Raw genomic sequence first — 23,218 nt, 5'->3', positions numbered from 1 at the left:
TGGGAGACAGGAATGGGTTCTGATGGCTAAGACGATTGCGACGATCAACCTCAAGGGCGGCGTCGGTAAGACGACGATCACCGCGGGGTTGGCCGAGTTCATGTCGCTCGAATTCGGTCAGCGCGTGCTGCTGATCGACCTCGATGCGCAGATCAATCTGACGACGATGATGATCAGTGAGGGTCACTGGCTCGAACTCAACAAGCAAGGTCTGACCAGCGCAACCATTTTCCGCGACGCCGTCGATGGCACGTCGAACTTCGATCTTGAAGCCTCGATTCAGCGCGGAGTTTCTCCGGTCAAGCGAGTGACGGGTGTGGATCTGCTTTCTTCATCTCTCGATTTGATCGAGTTGCAGGAGGAGATCAGTGCCCTTCGGGTGGCTGATCGGAACTCCACCAAGCTGGTTGAATTATTGAGGGATGCCGTCGCACCGGTGATGCCGTACTACGACTACGTCCTGATCGATTGCCCGCCGAATCTCGGGCCGATCACACTCAACGGGTTGGCAATGGCTGACGGCTACGTGATTCCCACGATCCCGGATGTGCTCTCCACGTACGGCATTCCGCAGATCCAGACGCACATCGCGAAGTTCGGCAAGGAGCTTGGTCGTGAACTGTTCGAACTTGGGCTCGTGATCACCAAGTACAAGTCCAACTCGGCGGTGCACCGCACGACTGTGCGAAACCTTCGACGCGATCCCAACGTCCCTCACGTATTGCCGGAATATCTCGCGGAGTCGAATCAGATTGCCGCGTCGGCGGAGTTTCACCCGTACAGCACTTTGAAGGTGAAGTACGGCAATGCAGGTCAGTTCGATCAGATGCGTGCAATTACGCAGAACATTCTCACGGAAGCGCAGGCGAAGCTATGAGTGCGGGTATCGATGAGGCGCGTCGTCGCGTGCAGGTGCAGGAAACCGGTGCAGCGCTCCTCAAGTTGGGAGCAACCAATGCCTCGGCCTCGGTGTTGCTGGCCAAACTGGTTCAGGTAGTTGCAGAGGAAGCTGCCCGTACCCCGCGCTTCGCGAAGGCAATCGAAAGCGCTTTCGCAGTTCCGTCGGATGGATCCGCCGTTGTGGTACCTGCTTCTGCGCCGGCGCCGCGTCGTCGTGCTGCTGTACCGAAGGTGAAGCGGGAGCCGGGGGCTTTCGACCCGTTCGACGTCTTCAAGGTCGATGGGGAAGCAGCGCTGCTGGAGCGTCTTTCAGCCCTCGATGCAGACGGGATCAAGGACATCATCGCGGAGCAGGAGATCGACACGCACAAGGAGACCGGCCGTAAACGGAAGGTCGATGTGCTGGCGGTCTGGACCGTCGAGCGGGTGAAGGCACTGACCTCGAAGGGCAGTGCGTTCCGGTAGGGGCCTGCGGCCCCTGTGCGCCTTTATGGTAGTGGGCGCCACCAGAAAGGCGCACGGGTTCGCGGGCCTAGTTTGCAATTGAGCATCAACTGTTTTCACTGCTACCTGCCAGAGGCATAGCTATGACAAGCACGCTTCGGCAAGCAGAGAGTCACCGACTGCCGGATCATCATCGCTGGTTGGTGGTCGATGTTGACACGTCAGGCGAACGGGCGTCACATCGCGTGCTCAGCATCGGTCCGTGGGCTGTGAACTAACTCTGTTCACACGTCGAATCCGGCGTGGACGAGCTGGACCGCTCATGCAATCGACACGCGCCCGCGAGTGATTCTTCGAGTATTGCCGAATAGGGGGTTATGCCGGCTGCCTCGGCTTTGGATGCGTGGTGGCGTCCGGAGGCGCATGATGCCACGGATTTGGGAGAGATCGTTACGGCAAGGTGCGGGTGTGTCATTTCGGGCGCCGGCTACTGTGTGAATGTTGCAGTCAACCTCGATGAGGGAAGTGGATCTTGGCGCCGTTGGCGATTTCTGAGTTTCTCGACCCGACACCAGCGGCTTTGTCAGAGCAGTGGACGTCGGTATTGGCACGCCAAATTCCTCCGCCAAAAACGAACCAAGTGAACTTTGTGCCATCCGAAGTGGTGCTGTCGCTATGCGCTTCCTTGTTGGTCGACCACAGCAGGTTCGGTAGCGGGTCCGCTCATCGTGCAGGCATGCCTGTGCAACACCTAGCGCGATTATTCAAGCGTCCACCGACCAGCTTCATCGCGAAGATGGCAAACCTCGACGGGAGTCGCAGCAACGGGGGTCGGCACGAAGTTGAAGTTGCGGCGCGGATGCTCTCAGACAGCGAGCTTCTTCAAGACGTCTACCTGCGAATCCTGCGGTCGGCCAGGCAACACGGAATCGACGAAGTTACTTTGCCGGACTTCCTGGGCCTCGAGCACGGCGAAATACTGTGGCTCGCGGGTCAAGAAGAGCTGGTGGAGAGCGAGATCGAAAAGTCATTGGAACTGACTCTCGAAAAGTGGTCTAAAGTGCGTGACGATATTCCGATAGAAACCACGCAGCGGTTGCTAACTTCCACCGTGCGTGTGGGGCAGCACCGTTTCGCAGAAGGCGTGCTTCGTAATCACCAGCACCGATGCGTGTTTTGCGGACTCAGCGCGAATATCGGCGGACGCCGCCGTCCACGACTTCTCACCGCGAGTCACATAAAACCTTGGCGTGACAGCACCGGTAGGGAACGCCTCGACCACCGGAATGGTTTCACCGCCTGCCCGACCCACGACGTCGCCTTTGACACAGGACTGATCACCGTCGACAAGGAACTCAACCTTCACTACGCACCTGGTGTCGAGAACGAGATGCTGACCGAAGGCCCGCTGCGCGCGGCGCTCGGAAAGCCACCCCTCACAGACCGTTTGATACTGCCCGATGCTGCCGACCGGCCAGACATCGCCTACCTGGACTGGCATCGTACGCAGATTTACGTCGCATCCTGAAGTTTAGGTTGTGGCCGATGAATTGGGCATCCAGGAGCAGCTTTCGCGGTGCCGGTGGAGAGCACCCCGATCTGGGTGGTGAGCTAGGTTGGCGGGCAACCGAAGTGGCATGCCATCGAGAGACTCGTACTCCGTGCCCGTCAGCTTGGGATCGACTCGGATAAGGAAATTCTCGTCCACCGTGATGCGTCGGAGATCGAACAACGTGTGGAGATCGGCACGCAGCAGAAGCCCGTTGGTTACGTGATGCGTGTTCTCACCAAAGTAGCGGTCGATATGAGCGGCTTCGAGCACTGATGGCACTGAGGTTGCGGTCATAGCGCAGGCACCGTGGTAGTTGTCCATGAGAGATTTCCGAAACGCACCCTGGCCTTGGCGAATCACGATCAAGCGCTCGGCTCGCTTGCGCATGTCCTCGCCTTGGACGTACGGGTCGTCGATTCGTGAGGGAACAACAGACGAGTCGACGGTGATAGTCGTCGCATACGGCCCGATGGTGCGGTCAGTTTGGGAGGCGAATAGTGATCGCAAGTAATCGACTTGCTGTGTGGTTTGGAATTCGCGGGGAGCTTGCGCCGTGAATGCGGTCCCGAGCAGCTTCTGCGCCTCGCCCCAGCGGGGGTCGACGGTTCTCTGTGTGTTGACCAGCTGGAAGTGGAACCTGTACTTGTAGCCGTAGTTCGGATCGGTCCAAGGAAGCGTGCTTGGATCCACGACTTCCACTCCCGAGGACACAATTCCCCAGCCGGCCATGCCTGCATGCGCGACCTCGGGCTTCTCGCCGGAAAGCCAGAAGAAAACGTCGTCGCCTTGTTGGATATTGAAACGCTTGGGCATGTCCCAGAAGCTATTGGCTTGGGCGATCTCCCAGTTCTCAAGCTTATCGCCGTCTATCGGAACTATCCAAGCGGACATTTAGTCATGCACCTATCCGGTATCGCACCGGGTGGAGGCATGTCCTGTGGCGGAAGCCTGTCGGGCCGAGCTCGTTTTCTGCTAGAAGTGTGTTTCGAACGGAAGGTCAGAGGTGTTCGCTCACCAACGAACGCAAAGCTTTTCGAGTTTCTTCGTCTGTCGAGTAGATGACAGTTCCAACCATGCCTCGGGTGAGCAGAACTTTGTAGATGTTGCGGATCAAGCGGTTGAACCGGACGTCGCCGATCTTCTTGGTGTTTTTGAGATCCGGGTCGCGGTTGGCGGTGCGTACCGTGGTGAATGCGCCGTTGCGCCAGACAATGTCAGGTCCAAGAATGACACCGTTCCAGTCGTATTCGAAACCCTGTGCGGTGTAGACGCATCCAACTTGCCCGAAACCGCCGTCTTCCGTAGCCCAAAGCGGGGCCGGAGGTGCGTCTCCGATTCGTCTGTCACTCTTGCTGTTCCAGGGACGGGACCAGTTGTCGATCTCTACGTCCGGCACGAGAGTGCCATCTTTCTCGGCGTTGCTCCATGGCCAGCAGTACCCGGCCGTCATGCGAGCCGAATATCCACGTTCGATCTGTTGTGACAGCAGATGTTCCATCTCCTGCGGTGTGTCGGCGATACGAACTGAGAACTGCGGATCGCCAGCCCAGGCTACGGGCTCACCTTCTGCCAGTCCGAGAAGCTGTTTGACCCAGAGAACGTACTCTTCGCTACCACCGCAACGGAATTGCTCACCGAGGTGAACGTGTTGCGTTTCCAATCCGAGAGACTTTGCATGTCGCTCGATCTGCTCCAGTGATCCCATCTCGCCGGGTCGCACGACCTGGTACTCGTCGAGCAGGAAAACGGGGACGCGTGCTGCTGCCATCAATTCGTCGAGCTGAGGACGCTCCGTTCGAAGCTCTGCCTTGGTGTAGCGGTCGACTGAGGTCTCACGGATACGGTGAGCTTCGTCGAGAACTAGTACGTCGAGTCCGTTGCGGTCAGCGGTCATGAATTGGTTGAAATACTTGAACATCTTCTGCACCCGTGGAGCGCGGGCGCCGGCGACCTTGCGAAGTGTCTGAGTGAAGGATCGGGAACCTGTGGCGTGCAATACCGTTCGACCGCGCCGCGCGAGTTCACCGACTAAGGACAGTGCCACGACACTTTTTCCACTGCCAGGCCCTCCGGTGACGATGATGATTCGCTTGTGATCGAGTTGGTGAGCTTGATCCACTGCGTGGAGTACGAGGTCGACAGCTAGTTGCTGCTCACCAAGGAGATGGAACTGCGGTCGATCGCGGACCTCGGCGGCAGCTACCTTGAGCAATGGTTGAGAGGGTGCCACTGCGGAACGGATCAAAGTATCACCGGCAGTGTGTCCGGAGGACTCAGTCGAGAGCCGAGATTTGAGGAAGGTTTGCATATCTCCGCGGTCGGCTCCGGTAAACAACCGGCCGCTGAGGGAGACGGGATACGACCGTAGTTCTGCGACGGCTGCGGGATCCGTGGCGTTGTGGAGGTAGGCCACGCCGGCAACCGCATCGGGCTGATCTGCAAGAGCCTTCGCGAAATCTGACAGATACTCGCAATAGCCCTTGACTTGTGCGACAGGGTGCAGTTTGGGGCCACCGGGCATCCCCGGCACATCGACGAGGTCAATGCTGCCTTCATATCGTTGGGCGGCCGACCATTGCTTGAGTTCCACCACGACATATGACGGTCGGCCGGTAGTCGGATGTAGTCCGGCCAGTACGACATCAGCGCGCTGAGACGTGAGAGGTAAGTGGTACTCGACCAACATCTCGACGCCGCCCAAACCGGCTTCGATCAAATCATTGGCTAGAACGGGAAGGCTGCGGCTCCACGACTTCTGCTCCGATTCACTTGCGCGCCGGCCGGTACGAAACAGCATTTGTTCCAACAGCTGTTCCACCAAGGAATCAGGATTCGCCATCGCGCCAATCCTGTTGGCAGAAGTACGAAGCAAGGTCACAGTGAGGTCCCCCAGGCAGCACGAATCGAGTCGTGCGGGTGGGGGCATGTCCGTGGCTGTGAATCACAGCGGAAGTCCGTCGGGCCGCGCTCAGTACATTAGCGGAAGCGCGGCCTGACGGATTGAGCGACTCGTGCCGCGCTACGATCCTGCGCGGTAGTGCTCATCGATCTTGATCAGCTGACCGGATTGAAGCCCGAGGTGAATGCAAGCGTCGAGTCGTTCCCGGGTTGGAGTGGTCAGTCGCTTCTGATTGAAGACTGCCAAAGTTCGACGATGCAGGGAGTCTACATCCGACTTGCTACCACAGACCGCCATCATGGCATTCACGATCTCCTCGGGCGCAATGTCCATCAAACTTCGCGTGATCTCGGCCGGGGTGGTGCGGTAGCCACGCCAGCCAATCGGGTTGAGTTCCTTCGGCCAGACAAAGTCGCCGAGTCCTGATTTTTTGATCAACTCGGCCGGAATGCAACGAACGATCGTCTCCCGTTTCCCGGCCGAGACACGGTCGAGACCGAAGCGCCGGCCGACGTCACGGGCCAAACGGTCCATCGAGATCGGGCCTTCGATGTTTACTGTTTCCCGCACTGCACTCAGGATCGTTTGCTGAACCGAGGGTGAATCCACGCGATCGAGATCACCGCGTGGTCCGAGCGTTGTTGTGGGCGCCTCCAGATACGTGGTTCCGCGTCCATCCCAATCCCGGGCAACAGGACTGGCAGGGGGCGTATCAGCTGCAGCCATCCGACCGATCAGGACGGGTTCGTCGGACACTTCAGCGGGGTGGTCGGGCTCATCCGATTTCAGCCAGCGGGTGTTGTCGGCTGAGAAGTCGACCGATATCGACACTTCGAGTTCAGCCAGCGCAGCGGCAGCGATAGCTTCGGCCTGAGCCAGTGCTGCGGCGTCGATCTGGGCTTGCCGTTCGGCCATGCGGAGCTTCGATCTGGTCAGCGCTTCCTTGACTTGTTGGACAACGGATTCGGGGTTGTCGATCCAATTGGGAAGCCACACGCGAACTGAAGCTCCCCAATGCATCATCGACTCGAGAAGCTGTGGTGTCAGATCGCGGTCAGCGACCGTCGGACGCTCAGCCCACGCCGGCCCGTCGAGCAGGATTGCGACCTGCCAACATTCGGATTCTGGTTCACGAAGAACAATGTCCAGAACAAAGTCTGACAGACCGTAATTTGCTTCGACTTCGTATCCCTGTTGGCGCAAGGCTTCACAGATCGACTCCTGGATCTGATCGGACGTGTTCTGGGGGCGTGGTTGGGACGAGGCGTTGCCGGAGCGATCAGGTTGTGCAGCGAGTTCCAGATATCCGCGAAGATGCGCCATTCCAACCGACTTGGTGCGTGAAAGATCGATGTCCGAAGGCTCGAACGAGGTGAAGATGACAACCTTTCGGCGGGCACGGGTAATGGCGACGTTCAATCGTTTCTCGCCACCAGTACGAGTCAGTGGACCGAAGTTGAGTGGCATCTTCGAATCGTCCTGCTTCTTCGAGAATGCCGTTGTGAAGAGAATGACATCTCGCTCGTCGCCCTGCACGTTCTCGAGATTCTTGACGAAGATTCCGTCTTCCTTGTCGGTGCGCAGTTGGTCGAGGACCAATGGGTCTCCGGTCTTCTCGAGCAAATCGAGCACCAGGGTCTGTTGCTGTGCGTTGAACGTGACGACGCCGATGCTTTGAGACGCCAGATTGGCATTCGACAGGCGCTGGCGAATCTCGGCCACAATCGCTTCCGCCTCGACAATGTTGGTTCGGTGCAGTTGTTTAGTCTCGCGATTGAAATGTCCCGGCACTCTTCGCCATTCGACGCCAGCTGTGGCATCGCCGCCAGGTGAAGGCAAACTCGCGAGGCGTCCCTCGTAGTACTTGCGGTTGGAGAAGGCGATCAGAGATTCGTCTTGACTCCGGTAATGCCAGGATAGCCACAGCCGTGGAACCCCAGATTCAACGGACTCCGTCAGAATGCTCTCGAGATCCTCCGGTATGACCTCGTCATCTTCAGTGACATCGTCGCCATCGCTTGCGGTCACCTGGCCGATTGCAGTCGGCGGCATTTGCTGCGAATCGCCGACGATCACGGCCGAGCGGGCGCGGCCCAGCGCGCCGATGGCTTGAGGGACAGTGACCTGCGAGGCCTCATCGAATACAACGACGTCGAATGTGGCTGATCCCGGCGGCACGAACTGAGCCAAGGACGTGGGGCTGACGAAGAAGCACGGCGTTGCTGCCAAAATGTGGTCTGAGTAGCGAGTCATCAACTGACGGAAGGTGGTTCCACCGCGCTTGGCATCGAGTTGGCGTCGAAGCTGCCCGATTTCGCCAGACAGCGCACCGGCCTTGAATAGGCGTCGGTCGAGCAATGCAGCGGGCAGGGCTGCGATCTGTTCCTCGCGTTGAGCCGCCGAGGCTCGGGCGTAGTCGAGAGTCTCGCCATCCTTGAGGGCCTTGTTGAAATTGGTGAGTCCCTGCGTTCTTCTGTGTTCGTTCAGCGAAGCAACTGCCAGGCCACGGATGAAAGCGACTTCAGCGTCCGAAGAGTTGATAGCGCCCGTGAGAAGTTCATGGGCAAAGACATTCAGCTCGGCAGTTTGCAGTGGCTCGAGGAATGTCAACATTGTCGACCACTTGCGAACGGACGCTCCCGCGTCTGCATCGATCGAAAATCTCCAGGCTTCTGAGTCGCGACCCCACGCGGACAGCCAATGGGACTCATCACACCAACGGTCGAACTCGGCGTCGCTGAACCCGAGGAGTTTCTTCCAGGTGAGCCACGCTTGTGACACCGCTGCGAGCGCATCGATGTTCTGTTGGGACACAAGACCGGACTCGACCAGGATCCGCCACATGCCCGGGTGTGCGCGGATGTAGTCACCTGACATATCGATGAAGTCGAACGCCGGCTGAAGTTGCTGTGCTGCGTCAGCGTTGAAAGGGTTCCAGACCGGGGGAGCAAATGGCCCGAGCAGGGTGCGCATGTGTTCGACAGTTTGTCGAGTCAATTCGCGTGCGCTGGAAATCGATCGCAACAACGGCAATGCGGTGTCCGGATCGATCGCCACGCCAGGCAATAGTGCCGGTGCAACATCGCGGATGAATTGCTCGGTTCGCTTCTTTTTGCCGAATATGCCCTTGCTGACCTCCTCGGCCGCTACGATTAATGGTTCGACGGAACCAGATCCGATGAAGTTCGGCATGAAAACTGCAGTGAGTGGCGCACATTGCTGTTGGAGCAGGGTCAGCTCACTGAGTAGTGAAGTGCGGGACGTTGTCCATTGGGTGCCCTGCATGCGCTCGACTACGGTCGGGTCGGCGATCATCCAGTTCGACTGCCGGCGGGCCTGCGGCAACAAGACCTCGATCTCGGCGGGAGTGCGCATCCGCTCGATGATCCGCAAAGCAGGCGGGGTCTGCTGTACGAGCGCAAGTGCGGAGTTCATCTGCGCCGAAGCGGAGCGGAACGAGTCTTCCGATGCTGCCGGATCGATCGCTCCGACGATGGTCCACGGATTGACGCGATTTATCGTGACCGACCGGGCAGCACGTTCGAATTGCTGCAATGCGTTGGTGACTGCTCGAACGCTGACCTTAGGGGACGCAACATAAGGCGCAGGAATTGTGGCCGTCGGGCCGTCGCCAAGGCTGAGGACTGTGTCGTAGGCAGTCCACAGTGTGTGCTCGACGCCGTTCTCGGTGTGAATCTTGGACGGATAGTCGTCGAGCGGGACGTGCTTGGCCCGCAACTCAGCGAGCTTTGCTGACCAGGCGCGCTGATTGTAGTGAACAGAATGATCGATCGCGGTCTTCAGCTGAGCGCGAATAGCGTTAGCGCTCTGACTCTTTCCATGTAGGTCCAGCGTGAATTCGGCCAGGCCGACCTTTGTCAGCCGCTTTTTCACCACCTCGAGGGCGGCTTGCTTCTCGGCTACGAACAACACGGTCTTGCCCTGAGCCAGAGTGTGCGCAATGAGGTTGGTGATGGTTTGTGACTTGCCGGTACCGGGAGGGCCCTCCAGGACGAAGGAGTGACCATCCGCTGCCAATGCCACTGCACGGAGCTGTGAGCCATCGGCAGGGATTGGGACGGGCACGTCGAGTTCTTTGACCGGTACAGCTTCAATCTCGGTACCGTCCGGGCGACGTGAATCTCGGAACGACTCACCAGCATGATGAGTCAGATGACGAACGATGGGGCTCTGCTCGAGAAGGTCCCAGTGATCGTCGAGGTCTTTCCACATGCCGAAAGTTCCGAACTGGCAAATGGCCAGTGACGCAGTTTCATCGATGCGGAAATCCAAGTTGTGCTCGATCATCGCCGAGCGAATGCCCTTGAGAGCTGCGTCGATGTCTATGCCGCTCTCATCGAGAGGTGGCGTCTCCAAAGAAGGAATCGAGACACTGTGCTTGAGCCGTAGCCACTCGACGAGGCAGTAGTTTGGTGTTGATGTGCCGGACGTGTCGACCACAATCCTGAAGGGGCTGCGCCCAGAGCCGCCAGTAACCTTGACGGGCAACAAAAATAGGGGAGCTCGCGCTGGCCGTCCGGTGCTGGTGGCATGCATCAATCCGCCGAATGTCAGATAGAGATTGGCGTTGCCGGTCTCCTCGAACATGGTGTGCGCGGTGCGTTGCAGGTGCTTGAGTCGGGCTGTATATACGTCGTGCTTGACGACTGCATAGATTCGCTTTCGGTCGCGTAAATAGTCGAGAACCGTTGCATCATCGATGTCTTGGGCTTGGCGTGCGCCTTGGAGTTCGTGGATCGAACTCAGTTCGTCGTGGGGAGTGAGCTCAATGGGAACGTCTGCATGCACCAAATCATCGAGTAATGCGAGTCCGCCGATGGGGACATGGAGATCGATAACTTCCCGCGACTCTTTCAAATTGAGCAGACGGTTCCGTGTACTGAGGTCAAGCAGGGATCGCTTCCATTTCTGAACTCGTGGGGGAGAAGCGTCAGTTGCATCGAAGACCGTGTCAACCGAATTCTGTTTAGTGAGAAGGTTATCGGGCAGGCTGAGGTCCGGCTGAATTTTGCCGGCGGCGGTGCGCTCGGATATTGGCGATGCGAATTCGTCGAAGGTTGGAAGCGGCCGCACACCGTCCTTGCGGGCGGATGCGATCGCGACAAGTCCATGGAGGTCGTCCGGCTGGGAGAAGTGGCGTCTAGCATGTGCCACAGCATTTTTGAAGGATCCTTCGGGGCTGCTGTCGTAGTATGCAGCTTCGACGGCTACGACTTTTCCGGAATCGAAGAGATTGGCTATCGCGTTCGACTCGAGAATGACGCTGTGTGAGAGGTGAGCTTCTTCTTGCATGAATCCAGCGAATGCATGTCCCTTGACAAGCCAGATGACCGGTCGCAGTCCGGCCGCTTCCAAACATGCTGCATAGGTGACTGCTAGATCGATGCACGTTCCGAAACGTTCATCGAGTACCTGTGCCGTCGTTCGGATCTTCTGGCCCGTTCCTTCGAACGAGGCAGGCGGATCGATATAGCGAATCTGACGGAGGCGTAGGGCTTCGTAGGTTGCTGCCGCGATCTCTGCAGCACGTTGTGGTCCGCGCTGATACCCCTCGAGTGAGGTGGAACCGGTGAGGTTGCCAAGAAGCTCGGACGCGGCGTCGAGAACATTGCTCACAGCTCGGGTGTTTGGCTGAACAAAGGCTGCCAGTGAATCGAAGAACTCGGGGGCATTGAACCACTCGTTGTGGGCTAGAACTCTAATCGGCACATTCAACGCGATGTCATCGCCCCAAAGGCGTGAGACGGTGACCGCGATGGTGGCAGGGTAGCTCTCGTTCAGTTCTCGAAGGTGCGGAACAGTTGGCACGACGGCCGCGTAGTCGTCCCAGAACGCCTCGTGACCGGGAGCGAGAGAACCGTCGACGATGTCAGTTCGAGCCGGTGAGAGTTCCTGGCCGGCACCGTGCAGTTGTACGGTTGCTTTCGTATCGACGACGGGCGAATCGGAGTTGTTAGTGATCGAGAGCCCCCGTACCAGCGGTACTCCGTTGTGGACCAGAGCCAGGTTCACGGCGGGGTGTGTATGAAGTTCGATGGAGATGCCATCAACTTCCGTACGGCATCGGTCCCGTGCTGATTCACGCTCGTTCACTTTTCCTCCGAATCGTATTCCACAATTTACCCGGACGAAGATTCCAACTCCGTACGATCAAATTAATTACGTTAGGGCATGGCACTGACTGGTCTGCAGTGTCTAGGCGTTTTGCGGCACATTCCCACTATCGTTTCGCATACTTTTCATGTGAGATCTCTTATTGTCTGTGACTGATGAACGAGGGATTGCGAATTTCAGAACAGGCTGGGCGTTGCGCATTCGCCCTGCCTGCGCCTCTTGAGAAATAGGGTCTAGACCCTGAAATATTCGATCCACAAGGCACAGCTACCTGACTCCGATACCTCGGCTAGCCAGATGAATGCTGCGAGGAGCGAAACTGCAACGCCGGGTGTCACGGTCGAGGATGCGCAGATCGTAGGTTCGCGCCTGGTACCAGCGAACGCGGCCGGCTGGCGGACCGTAACGAGATAGCCGCGCTTGCATTTCACGGTATCGACCGGAATAGCGTTCGCCGCCGAAGGCTGGATGTTGTCGCTTCCGGCGGTACTGGAAAGTGGCAACAAACGTCAGCGCGCGTGCATCTCTGCAATCGCAGAGATGCACGCGCGCAATACTAGCCGTGGGTTATTGCTTACTCGCTGGGCGTCGAGGTGACCGCCCTGATGCTGAGCTCGCCGTCTGCATCATCGCCGCACGCACAGTCACAGTCTCCGCCGCAGCCACCGGTGGTGCATTCGCCGGCGTAGCTGTCGTCATCCGCGTCGCAGTCGAGGGACCCTCCGAAGGATTCAGCAAAATCGTCGTCGAGTTCGTGAGTGAAGTCGTGAACCTCGTCGATCAGGTTCAGCAGATGCTGCGGAGCGAAGGGATCGGCGTCGAGCATCGTGGAGACCAGTAGGTGGTCGCCGCTGAAGGCGAAGCGCAGGCGTGGCCATTCCTGCGCGAGTTCGATCAGTCGAGTCGCAGCGTGCGAGGGATTGCCGAGGCCCGTCAGGACCGAGGACCAGACGTTGATCTGAGGGCCGTCATCCGCAACAGTTACGTAGACGACAAACCCGTGAACCGGCACGACAATGTCGCCGTCGTCATCGGTGGCAGGCTCACTGCCCAGTAGTTCGGCGAGAGTTTGAACGCACAGGCGAACCAATTCGTCGCGCTCGTCCGTCACCAAGGCAATTGCGCCGTTGATGTGGAGGGGCTGGTCGGCGGTCGTGTCTTGGTCGCTCATGGATCCTCATGTTCTGTGCCAGTCCGAGCAGGCGCTGGGCACTGTTTTCGTGCGGTAGCTGTCAGGTCTACGGTAATCGGCGCACACTATTGTCCGCGCAGTGGATGATTGAAAATGCCTGGGCAGGTCCGCGGATCAGGACTTTAACAGCCGACCAGCGACGTGATGCGGGCCCCGACAAATCGGACAGCCTTGTGGCAGTGAGTATCTCGGCTGTCGGTAGGTAGATCTAGCCTCCATGCATGACGGGTCAGAGAGTTCGGCGAGCTTCACATCTGCGTTTGGTAGCTGCATATCAAGCGGCGCAAAGCCAGATGAAGGTCCTTACGCCGAGGCAGATGCGGAATCAGCGTCGACGGCCGGAGGCGGCGAACTTTGTCATGCGGATCGAACTCGATTGCATCACGCCGCCTATTTGGAGACGGTTTTCGGTTCCGTCGAATATCGAACTGGACCAACTTCATTCGATTGTGCAGGCGGTGATGGGGTGGGGAGATCAACACGCTCATCAGTGGGTGAGTGTCCATCATTCAACGGACAATGGCCCAGATCGGTATATCGCGCCAGATGTGATCGAGCGCGACGGATACCAGGAAGACGAGTTTGGTGAGGACGAAGTCCGGATCGACGAGGCAGTTACCGCGGTAGGGGAGTACGTCCGTTATGAGTACAACGCCCGCGCAAGGTGGAGTCACACGCTGGTTCTCGAGCAGATTGTCGAAGACCAGCCGATTCCTGAGCCATCCTGTCTCGACGGCGAGAGAGCGTGCCCGCCGGAGGATTCTGGCGGTCCGATCGGGTATCGCGAGTTCCTGAATGTGCAGGCGAGTACCGGACTGTTCGATCCCGAACGTTTTGTTCCCGCAGAGTCCAATGCAGCAGTCACCATTGCAGTGGCACTGCATAAATCGCCGCCTGTGGGAAGCTCGCTGTTCGAGAAGTTCTTGCGCCGCTTGTCTGTTCATTCCGCGCCGAAACTATTTGCCGCAGTTGCCGAAGCGGAGCTTCGTGGCGGATATGACAACTATTTCGAGGTGATGCGTGAGGGAGCAACCCGCCAACTGCTGTGGCTGCTGAACTCCGCGCGAGGTGGTGGGATTGTTTTGACGGCGTCCGGGGCACTTCCTTCGGACCATGTTGCGGCCGCCCGAGACGAACTCGATTGGGGCAGCGACTGGATCGGTGTCACGGCAGGGAGTGACTCGCAATTAGCAGTACTCGTTGAAGTCGCAAAGACACTGAGATTTGTCCGGAAACTCCGAGGCACATTGCTTCTGACTCGACTCGGCGCGTCCGTGCTTGCATATGAAGGCGAGCTGTGGCGTCACATCGTGTCGGCCATGCCGTTGGGAAAGGGTGAGTTGGCGCAGGAAGCCGGCCGAATTCTGTTCCTTACGTTGGCTGCCGGCTTGTCGGAGTCCGAACGTAGTGAAGTGATGATCGAAGGCCTCACGGCATTGGGTTGGTCGACAACAGACGGAACACGACTCGGGGACGACGATTGGACGTGGATGGTGCGAGACACTCTCGTGTACTTGCGAATGATCGGGGCGATTGTCTCCAATCCGCTGGACCAGCATGTTTCCGCCGATCCAGAGTGGAGCCGACGGTTTGCCAGGATGGTCCTGTCGATGTAGGTATGCGATCGAATCGAGCATCGATTTCAATCGATGCGGAGTTGTTATATGCGCTGGAAGCGCACGATTTTACTGCGGCGGAAACGTGAATATTTTCGGGTGGGAAAATATCGGAGTTTTTGTTCGAAATTGCCATCATGCTATGGTCGATTCTCAGTTGTTGAATTGCGTGGTCGAGCCAAAAGCTTGCGCAGAAGATTTATTTTGTGGAGGTTGGGTTTCCGAAAAGACGAAGTGCGTGTTGCTAGTCAATTGAATATGTGACCGGTGTTGGTATGGCGGTCGCTCCTAGGGCGTGCAGAAACGAAGCGCAAAGCTCCTGAACAGGGGTTTTGTGCTTTGCTCTGCCGATTATGTGCGAAGGGTGTGGCATGTGACGGGGTCCGACATGGTCCAGTTCAGTACCTTGGTAATTGTTTCACTGCTTGTTGCTTTTTATGGTGGAACATTTCTGATTTCTCTTCGTATTGGTAAGAAACAGGAAAATGCCGACGGTTTTATGACCGCTGGAAACAAATTAGGATTTGGTGTTTCGGCCGCGAGTATGACGGCCACCTGGATTTGGGCGTCGTCGATGTATGCATCCGCCACTTCTGGCTACACCTACGGAATCTCCGGCCCCATTCACTACGGTTTATGGGGCGCGTTGATGATTCTCTTCATTTATCCGTTTGGCCAGCGAATTCGCAAAGTAGCGCCGAAAGCCCACACACTGGCTGAGGTCATGTACGCGCGGCACGGACGCTCGAGTCAGCTGATGCTCGCGGGCTCCAATATCGTCGGCAGTCTCATCAGTTTGATGTCGAACTTCCTCGCCGGTGGTCTGCTGATCGCATTGCTTTCGCCGTTCAACTTCATCCAGGGTGTGTTCATCGTTGCGCTGGGCGTTTTGCTGTACACGCTGTGGTCGGGCTTCCGCGCTTCGGTCTTGACCGACTTCGTTCAGCTGATCGGAATGCTCGGTGCGGTAGCGGTTTTGGTGCCGTTCATCTTCTTTGCGGCGGGGTTCCCGGCAGCCTTCGAATCCGGGGCAGGCAACCTTACTGCTGAGCAGGGCAACTTCTTCTCGAGCGTTGCCTTCTTCGAGCAGGGCGCGCCGTACATCGCGGCAGTTCTTGCCTACGCAATCGGCAACCAGACCATTGCCCAACGTCTGTTCGCGGTCCGCGAAGACCTGATCAAGCCCACCTTCATCACCGCAACCGTGGGATATGGCGCAACGGTCATCGGTGTCGGAATGCTGGGTGTTCTCGCTCTGTACCTCGGAATCGAGCCGATGGCTGGTGACGTCAACAACCTGATTCCGCAGATGGCCGCGTCGTACCTGCCCGGAATTTTGCTGGCCGTCTTCTTTGTCATGATCATCGGCGCGCTGTCATCGACGGCAGACTCGGACCTTGCTGCGCTCTCATCCATCGTGATGACCGACGTTTACGGCCAAGCCGTCGCAGGCAAGGCCAATGCGAACCCTCGACGGATGCTGCTCATCGGCCGAGTAACGATGATAGTTGCCACGGCGGCGGCTATCTCCTTGGCAAGTCTGCAACTGAGCATTCTTGATCTGTTGGTGTTCGTCGGCGCGCTGTGGGGCGCGCTGGTGTTCCCGGTTATCGCGAGCTTCTATTGGGGAAAGGTCACCAACAAGGCCTTCACTGTGTCGGTGCTGGTGGCGCTTGCAGCCTTCTTGCCCGTCCGATTCAGTTGGGTGCCGATGGATGGGATGTTCGGGATCTTCTCCGACATCGTTGCCGTTGTCGGTATCGGAGTGGTGCTGGGGCTCATGGCATTTGGATTCTTCGGCCTGAAGGTTGCGCAGATCGTCGGTGGCCTGGCGATCGTGCTGTCCGCGCCGTTCGCAATCGGCTTCCTCCACGACTACCCAACGCTCAGCGGATCTTTGGTGGCCTATGCCGTCAGTACCGTCGTGTGCTTTGCGATGTCCGTCAATCAGCGTGAGACGTTCGATTTCGAACTGATCAAGCAGCGGACGGGAGACTTCGACGATGACGAGCTTCCTGCCGTGGGAGCGTCCGGAAAGTAACCGTCGAGACAAGTGGAAGGAATACGAATGAGTACAGCTCTACTGACCATTTATGTTCTGATCTGGCCGGCGTTGGTCTTGGTCGTGCTGGGAGTCATCAGCAAGGGATTCTTCAAGGATTGGGCAACTGCTCGCCGCAACGGTGAGGATCTGGTCTAACTTTTCACGCCGCCACCGACGGACTTCTTGTCGGTGGCGGCGGTCATATTGCAATCGGGACTGGGGGCAGCGTTATAGTTGCCCAGTGCAACACGACGGAGCAATGGCGCTCACCGGTCCACCAGCCGTTCATGACGAGCTGGTGCACCTGACGCGGCAGTTGATGACGGGGGATCGGCATTCCGATGACCACCCGTCGATCGCCCAGCATTCGTTCCTCTCCTTCATCGGCCGCAATGACGGATGCAAGGCCACGGAGATCTCCGAAGTCTTCGGCGTCAACCGCTCGACCATCTCGCGCCAAGTGCGCGGGTGCATCGAGGCAGGCTGGGTATATGCCGATCCGGGATCCGTTCGTCAGGGCAATCCGCTGCACCTCACGGAGGCTGGCCGCAAATACCTCGACGCCGCTGACGCGCGTCGGCTCGACCAAGTCGCCGGCAGGCTGCACGATTGGACCGAGTCCGAGGTCGCAGACTTCGCCCGCGCACTCCACCGCTTCAGAATCAGCATCGAATCGCAGACCAACGGAGATGACACCCTGTGAGTGAGTACAGCGCCAAAGCCCAGTTCACCATCTCCGACAATGAGTCTGTGGTGCACTCCGTCTTCACTCACGCCGAGCGCACGCCCGAACTGACGGTGTTCTCCCGCCCCAAGGGAGAGGGTTGGGTAGATGTAACGGCTAAAGAGTTCGCCGAGCAGGTCACCGGCGTCGCAAACGGTCTCATCGCTGCTGGCGTGCAGGCAGGCGATCGCGTCGCACTCCTCTCTGCGACCCGATACGAGTGGACGCTCTTCGACTTCGCCATCTGGGCTGCCGGCGCGGCTACCGTTCCGATCTACGACTCGTCGTCTCAGGGGCAGGTCAGCTGGATCCTCGAAGACTCCGAGGCCGTCATCGCGATCGTCGAAACCGGCGCGCACGAGCAGCTGTTCCAGGACGCGCCAAGCTCTCTCAAGGCCGTCATGCAGATCGACGACGGCGCTGTGGAGAAGCTGACCGCACAGGGTGCCGACGTTGACGACACCGAGCTGAAGAAACGGCTCGCGGGCATCAAGGCCGACGATCTGGCGTCGCTCGTCTACACCTCTGGCACGACAGGCCGTCCCAAGGGATGCATCCTCACACATCGCAACTTCCTGTCCGAGGTGCGCGGGATTCTGACGGCATCGATCGGCAAGGTGGCGGTTCCGGGAAACCGAGTCCTGACCTTCCTACCGCTCGCTCACGTGCTGGCTCGCGCGGTGTCCCTTGCGACGTTCGAAGCTGGTGCTTCGCAGGCGCACTGGTCCGACTTTGCCACCATTACAACTCAATTCGAGCGGTACAAGCCCAACACCATCCTCGGTGTTCCGCGTGTCTTCGAAAAAGTTCGTGACGGCGCAGCACGCAAGGCGGAATCCGGTGGAAAGATCCCCAGCGCGATCTTCGCCTTCGCCGAAGCCACCGCTAAGGAGTACAGCCAAGCCCTCGACAAGGGCGGTCCCTCGCTGATCTTGAAGGCGAAGCACGCAGTGGCAGACAAGCTCGTGTATTCGAAGCTTCGTGAGGCTCTCGGCGGCGAGTGCTGGTTCGCGATCTCCGGCGGCGGCGCCCTGACTCCTGAGCTGGGGCACTTATTCCGTGGGCTCGGAGTTCCGATCTACGAGGGTTACGGTCTCACCGAAACCACTGCGGCGCACTGCGTCAACGTCCCGGATGCTCAGAAGATCGGAACCGTCGGACAGCCGATGGGCGGCAACGGGGTTCGCATCGCCGAGGACGGCGAGATCGAACTCAACGGCGGGGTTGTCTTCAAGGGCTACTGGAAGAACGACAAGGCCACCGAAGAGTCGTTTGTCAACGGCTGGATGCGCACCGGGGATCTCGGTGAACTCGACAGCGACGGTTACCTTTCCATCACGGGACGCAAGAAGGATCTACTGGTGACGGCGGGTGGCAAGAACGTCTCGCCCGGCCCGATGGAAGACCGTATCCGTTCACATTCCATCGTCTCGCAGGCAGTCGTCGTCGGTGACGGGAAGACCTACATCACGGCGCTGCTGACCGTCGACCCCGAGGTGTTCGAGAAGTGGAAGTCGGAGAACGGCAAGCCTTCTGGTGCCACCGTCGCCGAACTACGCGACGACAAGGACCTTCGAGCGGAGCTGCAGAAGGCCGTCGACGACGCCAATGCCGCTGTCTCACATGCAGAGTCGATCAAGAAGTTCATCATTCTCGATCGCGATCTGACCGAGGAAGACGGTGAGATGACAGCGACGCTCAAGATCAAGCGCAATGTCGTCGTCGATCGGTTCTCGAAAGAGATCGAAGGAATGTACGCGAAGAGCTAGGCGCGTTTGGGGAACTGCTCGCGGTAAGCCATCACGTCGTCGAGGCGGAACCTGCGGTGGGTGCCGCGTAGTTCGATCGGGAGTTTCCCGGCGTCGGCGAGTTTGCGCACATACGTGTCCGAAACGCCGAGGATCTCTGCTGCCTGCGAGGTGGTGAGGAGCTCTGCGACTGGCCCGAGGGCGACGCTGTCCCCGGCAGCGAGGTAGGTCAGGAGCTGCACGACGGCGTCGCCGACCGACGGTGGAATCTCGATCCGGACGCCGTCGAACACCAGCGTGGTCGTGTCCGTCGAGGTTGCGGCTCTCTCGGCCAGGGCCGTTTTGATTCGCTCGGCAGCATCGCCGTCGACAGCGGAAACGATGTGGTCGATGCTCACGCGGTATATCTCCGATCGAAGGCAGTGTTTCGCAAGCATAGACAGCGACAGTGTCCGTCGGCACGCTGGCTAGCGCCGTGTGCGTTGCATTACATGAGGGCCGTGAGTGGAAAACTATTTACCCACGTAGATCGGAATTCGAAGGTTTTGGCGCCCAAAGATATTCGACTCGACGCATATGTAACTCACCAAATTTGGTGTACCCGCAAGTAACATCCTGAGCGTGGCTAGACGATCGGTAACGGTGAGATTCGACGTAGAGGAACTGAGGGCCCTAGAGACCCTCCAAGAGCTCACGGGCGCGGACATTTCCAGCGTCATACGTGAAGCTGTGATCGAACATGCGCGTCGATGTGTCGCGCAGGGAAAGCCCCGCGACATCACCGAGCGACGAAAATCGCTGACCTTGCAGGAAGCCTTCGCCAAGTATTCCGCGTTGTGCACCGACGAGGAGCGGGAAGCGTCGTAGCGACCGGTTGAGTTCACAGTGATTCTGACTGTGGCGCTGCGTAGTTCGTTCGAGGAATATTGCGGCAACAGAAGTGTTGCGTAGACCTCTGACAGGAGCTGGCCAGTGACGGACGTCCTCGAACTCTCCACCGATGTATTGGTGATCGGTGGTGGCCCCGCCGGCGCATGGGCAGCGTTGCGCGCGGCCAAGGCCGGTGCAGACGTCGTCCTGGTCGACAAGGGCTACTGCGGAACGAGCGGCGCAACGGCCCCCTCCGGAACAGGTGTTTGGTACGTCGAACCGGATACGACTGCCCGTGAGCGGGCGAAGGCCGGTCGTGAGGCGCTCGGCGGATATCTTGCCGACCACCATTGGATGGACCGCGTCCTCGAGCAGACCTACTCCAACATGGATCTCCTCGCGGTGGAGGGCAGATATCCGTTCCCCGTCGACCCCAGCACGGGCAAGCAGATCCGTACCGGCTTGCAGGGACCTGAGTACATGCGACGGATGCGCACCTGGATTCGTCGAGCCGGTGTGCGGATCCTCGATCATTCGCCGGCGCTGGAGCTGTTGGTGGACGGCGAAGGACGAGTTCGCGGAGCTGCGGGCTACCAACGCCACGAGCAACAGGATTACCGAGTCTCGGCAGGCGCGGTAGTTGTCGCCAGCGGAGGTTGTGCGTTTCTGTCCGGTGCGTTGGGTACCAACGTCGATACCGGTGACGGTGCATTGATGGCAGCCGAAGTCGGAGCGGAGTTCTCTGGGATGGAGTTCTCCAACGCGTACGGAATCGCAGCGGCCGGATCGACGATCACCAAGACGGCTTACTACGCGTACGCGACGTTCTTTCACGCAGACGGAAGCGTGCTCGAAGGGGCCGGTTCGGCGAAGGGGAGGTCCGTCATCGCCAGCACGTTGCGGAACGAGCCGGTCTTCGCGCAGATCGATCGGGCCGACGCTGATGTACAGCGTCGAATGAGGCTGGGGCAACCCAACTTCTTCCTGCAATTCGATCGCCGCGGAATCGATCCCTTCACCGACAAATTCGAGGTCGGCATGCTCGCTGAAGGCACGGTGCGCGGCACTGGGGGAATCAACGTCGTCGATGACGATTGCGCGTCATCCGTTCCAGGACTGTTTGCCGCCGGGGACGCTGCGACCCGCGAGCGAATCTGCGGAGGGTTTACCGGCGGGGGAAGTCACAACGCCGCGTGGGCGATGTCTTCTGGTTCGTGGGCGGGAACCGGTGCTGCGCGCTATGCGCTGTCGGTCGGACGTGGGTCTACCAGTGGTCTTCGCGGAGCCGGAACCGTCGGATTGTGTAATCCGGTACGAACCGGGTTTGCTGCCGACGATGTGGTGAAAGCTGCTCAGGCGCAGCTGATTCCCTTCGACAAGAACTATCTCCGCAGCGGTGATCGAGTATCCGCAGCGCTCGGTGAGCTCGAATCGCTGTGGGGTGCAGTGAGTGCGGATCTGGGCGCGGATCCAGCAGGTCGGATGGCGGCGCGGCAGGCTGCCGCGATCACGGCCGTCGGTCGCTGGATGTACCACTCGACGTTGGCGCGGACCGAGACTCGGGGAATGAGCAAGCGTGACGATTATCCCGAACTCGATGGAACGCAGCATCATCACGTTCTCACCGGAGGTTTGGATTCGGTGTGGACCCGAACGTCGGAACCTGTCGGGTCTGCATTGGTGGCGTCATGATCGAGCTGGTGTCCGCGCCTGACTGCATCGGTTGCGACAAGTGCGTAGACGTTTGTCCTACAGATGTTTTCGACCGGACGCCCTCGGGCGTCCCGGTGATTGCGCGCCAATCGGATTGCCAGACCTGCTTCATGTGTGAGGCATATTGCCCGACGGATGCGCTGTATGTGCATCCGCAATCCACACCATTGGAAACGGCCGATGTGATCGAGGACGATCACATCGGCCGCTACCGAGAGAAGATCGGATGGGGCAAGGGGCGGGCACCTGGGTCGCTGACCGCGGTGGGTCCCGAGGTGCCCCGTCCGGTCACGACCTGACGAGAATCTTGACCGCAGTGTCGTTGTGCTCGATCAGAGTGGTGAATCCTTCGGAGATCAACTCTTCGAGCTGAATACGACCGGTGATGAATGGCGCCAGATCGACGACACCGTCCTGGACCATCTTGATGACCGCTTCATGGTCACGGACGTACGCGATGGTTCCGCGTAGGTCGATCTCCTTGAGGACCAGCTTCTGCATGTCGATGGTCGCGGGCTTGCCCCAAATCGACACGTTGACAACAACTCCGGCGGGCCTGACGGTGTCGAGCATGGTGTCGAGTACTGCGTTGACGCCTGCGCACTCGAATCCGATGTCTGCGCCGATGCCTCCGCTGAGTTCGAGGACGCGCGCTTTGACGTCTTCGGTGGTGGGATCGATGACGTAGTCGGCGACTCCACTGGAGAGGGCCTTGGCTTTGCGGGCCTCGCTGAGTTCGGTGACGATCGTCGTGACACCCAGACCCTTGAGGACTGCCGCAACGAGGAGTCCGATCGGTCCGGCTCCGCCCACGATGGCGACGTTGCCGCTTTCGGCTCCACTGCGTACGACGGCGTGATGGGCGACGCTCAACGGTTCGATGAGAGCTGCCTCGTCGAGCGGGATGTTGCCGATCTTGTGGATCCAGCGACGGTCGACGACGACCTTCTCGCTGAGTCCGCCACCGCCGCCGGCCAAGCCGATGAACCCCATCTTCGTACACAGGTGGTAGTTGCCCGCCTTGCACGGGGCGCACTCGTTGCAGACGAAGTACGGCTCGACGACAACATTTTCACCGACCTCGACGTCCGTGACACCTTCGCCGACCTCTTCGACGGTGCCGGAGAACTCGTGGCCCATCGTGACCGGCGCATTCTCGTGTGAGAGTGGATGCGGGTGGCCCGGTGCGGAGATGAAGATCGGTCCCTCAAGGTACTCGTGGAGATCGGTGCCGCAGATTCCGCACCATGCGACCTTCAGCTTGACTGTTCCTGGCCGCAATTCGGGCTCAGGGATCTCTTCGATCCGGATGTCTTTCTGCCCGTGGAACCGTGCTGCCTTCATTGATCCGCACCTCACTTCGTTGTGAATCCCCTGGTAG

Annotated in this window: 17 protein-coding genes; 11 read left to right on the top strand and 6 right to left on the bottom strand. The window is 59.0% G+C overall.

Annotated elements, in window-relative coordinates:
• Positions 1-22 precede the first annotated feature (22 nt).
• The 3 genes from A0W34_RS19380 to A0W34_RS19370 all read left to right on the top strand — a co-directional run bounded on the left by A0W34_RS19380 (position 23) and on the right by A0W34_RS19370 (position 2,872).
• On the top strand, positions 23-877 hold the full coding sequence (locus A0W34_RS19380) for a ParA family protein (RefSeq protein ID WP_081558118.1): 855 nt from the start codon (positions 23-25) through the stop codon (positions 875-877).
• On the top strand, positions 874-1,365 hold the full coding sequence (locus A0W34_RS19375) for a hypothetical protein (protein WP_042447940.1): 492 nt from the start codon (positions 874-876) through the stop codon (positions 1,363-1,365). Before A0W34_RS19380 ends, A0W34_RS19375 begins: the two co-directional genes overlap by 4 nt.
• 511 nt (positions 1,366-1,876) lie before the next feature.
• Positions 1,877-2,872, top strand: a complete 996-nt coding sequence (locus A0W34_RS19370; protein WP_039972632.1) for an HNH endonuclease — start codon at positions 1,877-1,879, stop codon at positions 2,870-2,872.
• 3 nt (positions 2,873-2,875) lie between these two features.
• Here A0W34_RS19370 and A0W34_RS19365 read toward each other — a convergent pair whose 3' ends face one another.
• The 4 genes from A0W34_RS19365 to A0W34_RS19350 form a co-directional block, all read right to left on the bottom strand.
• Positions 2,876-3,709, bottom strand: a complete 834-nt coding sequence (locus A0W34_RS19365; protein WP_198035660.1) for an HNH endonuclease — start codon at positions 3,707-3,709, stop codon at positions 2,876-2,878.
• 184 nt (positions 3,710-3,893) lie between these two features.
• The gene (locus A0W34_RS19360; RefSeq protein ID WP_332314325.1) at positions 3,894-5,774 is read right to left on the bottom strand and encodes a DUF2075 domain-containing protein; all 1,881 of its coding nucleotides are present in this window, start codon (positions 5,772-5,774) and stop codon (positions 3,894-3,896) included.
• A gap of 141 nt (positions 5,775-5,915) precedes the next feature.
• Entirely contained in the window at positions 5,916-11,828 is a 5,913-nt protein-coding gene (locus A0W34_RS19355; RefSeq protein WP_232329884.1) for a DUF4011 domain-containing protein, read from the bottom strand.
• Between the two features lie 676 nt (positions 11,829-12,504).
• Positions 12,505-13,101, bottom strand: a complete 597-nt coding sequence (locus tag A0W34_RS19350; RefSeq protein WP_007726024.1) for a T3SS (YopN, CesT) and YbjN peptide-binding chaperone 1 — start codon at positions 13,099-13,101, stop codon at positions 12,505-12,507.
• 338 nt (positions 13,102-13,439) lie between these two features.
• Here A0W34_RS19350 and A0W34_RS19345 point away from each other — a divergent pair, with 338 nt between their 5' ends.
• From A0W34_RS19345 to A0W34_RS19330, 5 genes are all read left to right on the top strand, one after another.
• A complete protein-coding gene (locus tag A0W34_RS19345) occupies positions 13,440-14,738 on the top strand; it encodes a plasmid pRiA4b ORF-3 family protein (RefSeq protein ID WP_332316181.1) in 1,299 nt (432 codons plus the stop codon).
• A gap of 388 nt (positions 14,739-15,126) precedes the next feature.
• On the top strand, positions 15,127-16,779 hold the full coding sequence (locus A0W34_RS19340; protein WP_081558113.1) for a sodium:solute symporter family transporter: 1,653 nt from the start codon (positions 15,127-15,129) through the stop codon (positions 16,777-16,779).
• A 27-nt stretch (positions 16,780-16,806) separates the two neighbouring features.
• Positions 16,807-16,938 (top strand): putative transporter small subunit, encoded by a 132-nt coding sequence (locus A0W34_RS33455; RefSeq protein ID WP_003941363.1) that lies wholly within the window; start codon positions 16,807-16,809, stop codon positions 16,936-16,938.
• Between the two features lie 85 nt (positions 16,939-17,023).
• Entirely contained in the window at positions 17,024-17,485 is a 462-nt protein-coding gene (locus tag A0W34_RS19335; protein ID WP_003941330.1) for a MarR family winged helix-turn-helix transcriptional regulator, read from the top strand.
• On the top strand, positions 17,482-19,275 hold the full coding sequence (locus A0W34_RS19330; protein WP_081558112.1) for an AMP-dependent synthetase/ligase: 1,794 nt from the start codon (positions 17,482-17,484) through the stop codon (positions 19,273-19,275). Before A0W34_RS19335 ends, A0W34_RS19330 begins: the two co-directional genes overlap by 4 nt.
• Here the strand turns inward: A0W34_RS19330 and A0W34_RS19325 are convergent.
• The gene (locus tag A0W34_RS19325) at positions 19,272-19,652 is read right to left on the bottom strand and encodes a helix-turn-helix domain-containing protein (RefSeq protein ID WP_081558111.1); all 381 of its coding nucleotides are present in this window, start codon (positions 19,650-19,652) and stop codon (positions 19,272-19,274) included. The two genes, A0W34_RS19330 and A0W34_RS19325, sit on opposite strands and share 4 nt — an antisense overlap.
• A gap of 223 nt (positions 19,653-19,875) precedes the next feature.
• Here A0W34_RS19325 and A0W34_RS19320 point away from each other — a divergent pair, with 223 nt between their 5' ends.
• From A0W34_RS19320 to A0W34_RS19310, 3 genes are all read left to right on the top strand, one after another.
• Complete coding sequence (locus A0W34_RS19320) at positions 19,876-20,121, top strand: hypothetical protein (RefSeq protein WP_231915792.1); 246 nt, start codon at positions 19,876-19,878, stop codon at positions 20,119-20,121.
• A gap of 105 nt (positions 20,122-20,226) precedes the next feature.
• Entirely contained in the window at positions 20,227-21,816 is a 1,590-nt protein-coding gene (locus A0W34_RS19315) for an FAD-dependent oxidoreductase (RefSeq protein ID WP_081558110.1), read from the top strand.
• The gene (locus tag A0W34_RS19310; protein WP_007726052.1) at positions 21,813-22,136 is read left to right on the top strand and encodes a 4Fe-4S dicluster domain-containing protein; all 324 of its coding nucleotides are present in this window, start codon (positions 21,813-21,815) and stop codon (positions 22,134-22,136) included. The genes A0W34_RS19315 and A0W34_RS19310 overlap by 4 nt, the downstream gene beginning before the upstream one ends.
• Here A0W34_RS19310 and A0W34_RS19305 read toward each other — a convergent pair.
• Positions 22,126-23,181, bottom strand: a complete 1,056-nt coding sequence (locus A0W34_RS19305; RefSeq protein WP_003941279.1) for a 2,3-butanediol dehydrogenase — start codon at positions 23,179-23,181, stop codon at positions 22,126-22,128. The two genes, A0W34_RS19310 and A0W34_RS19305, sit on opposite strands and share 11 nt — an antisense overlap.
• Positions 23,182-23,218 lie beyond the last annotated feature (37 nt).

The sequence above is a fragment of the Rhodococcus sp. BH4 genome (genome assembly GCF_002079265.1).
GTDB classification, from domain to species: domain Bacteria; phylum Actinomycetota; class Actinomycetes; order Mycobacteriales; family Mycobacteriaceae; genus Rhodococcus_F; species Rhodococcus_F qingshengii.
Note: the sequence above shows the minus strand (reverse complement) of the source record. Positions and strands in the feature narration are given on the sequence as shown.